The sequence below is a fragment of the Paraburkholderia translucens genome (assembly GCF_020881035.1).
In the GTDB taxonomy this organism is placed as follows: Bacteria; Pseudomonadota; Gammaproteobacteria; order Burkholderiales; family Burkholderiaceae; genus Paraburkholderia; species Paraburkholderia translucens.
This window is the reverse complement of sequence record NZ_JAJITC010000045.1, coordinates 1-1,230: the sequence shown is the minus strand read 5'-3', so window position 1 is coordinate 1,230 and position 1,230 is coordinate 1. Positions and strand designations below refer to the sequence as shown.

At 58.9% G+C, this 1,230-nt stretch carries 1 protein-coding gene; it reads right to left on the bottom strand.

Features of this window, described 5'->3' with window-relative positions; all coding sequences use genetic code 11:
- Positions 1-7: 7 nt before the first annotated feature.
- Complete coding sequence (locus tag LJ655_RS30015; protein ID WP_230564774.1) at positions 8-1,168, bottom strand: IS30 family transposase; 1,161 nt, start codon at positions 1,166-1,168, stop codon at positions 8-10.
- Positions 1,169-1,230 lie beyond the last annotated feature (62 nt).

The window sequence follows — 1,230 nt, the reverse complement described above, 5'->3', positions numbered from 1 at the left end:
GGCGGATTCAACCGGTCGATGCAATAGTTCGATGGAATCGTTCTGCCGGTGTTTCATAATCCAGAGTCTTCCTTGGGCGCTCGTTCAGCCTTCGTGCCACGGCGTTGAGTTTGGCCTGTGAGTAGACCGACAGGTCGATGCCTTTCGGGAAGTACTGTCTCAACAGGCCGTTGGTATTTTCATTCGAGCCGCGTTGCCAGGGGTGTTTCGGATCGCAGAAGTACACTGCAATGTCGGTGGCGATGGTGAACCGTTTATGGTCGGCCATCTCTGATCCTCGATCCCAGGTCAGTGATTTATACAGTTCCTGCGGCAGTTTGCCAGCGTGTTTGATGAGCGCATTGACAACGGACTCGCTGTCCTTGCTCGCGATCTTCACCAGCATGACATAGCGTGTCTGGCGCTCTACAAGCGTTGCAATCTGGCTGCCGCTGCTGCCACATAACAGATCTCCCTCCCAGTGCCCAGGCACCGCGCGGTCTTCCACTGCGGCGGGACGTTCGCTGATTGATACCGTGTCGCGGATCCTGCCGTGATCGTCCGTTTTCTGGGTGTGATGCCGCGAGCGACGCATGGCCCGGGTGCGCCGTAAATGTTCCAGCAACTCCTTCTTCAGGGCGCCCCGTGCCTGAATGAAGAGACTGCGGTAGATGGTCTCGTGTGACACGTGGTAGTCCTCGTTGCGCGGCCAGGCGCGTTTCAGCCATCCAGCGATCTGCTGGGGCGACCACTGCAACTGGAGCTTGTCGGCCACAATATGGGCCAGCATCCGATGCTCGACCAGTTTGCAGACCTTGGGGCGCAGCGACCGATCCCATGCAAGCTGGTCGGCCTGGCTGGCCCGATAGCCGGCCTGCCCACTGTTACGCTTGAGCTCGCGACAGATCGTGGACGGTGATCGCGACAGTCGCCGGGCGATTGACTGAATCGAATCGCCCGCGACGAGGCCTCGCGAAATCTCCTCGCGCTCAGCAAGCGTGAGCGCCAGCCTGGATCGCCGGCGTGGTGCAGGCTGGATTCCTCCAGTTTGCGCCAGAATGCCCTGTACCGACGAATGATTGCGATTAAATAGCTGGGCGATGTGCTGCAGCGACTCGCCTTTACGCCAGCGTTCCCACATCAACGCCTTCTGGCTTTCGCTGTAATAGATCCGGCGCCTCTGTTTCATTTGCAACACTCCCGCCGCTCATGCGACGTTCATTGTGTTGCATCGACCGGTTGAATCCGCCA

What these genes read in the sequence shown, in the direction of transcription:
- LJ655_RS30015 (WP_230564774.1), bottom strand. Translation starts at nt 1,168, where the DNA reads ATGAAACAGAGGCGCCGGATCTATTACAGCGAAAGCCAGAAGGCGTTG.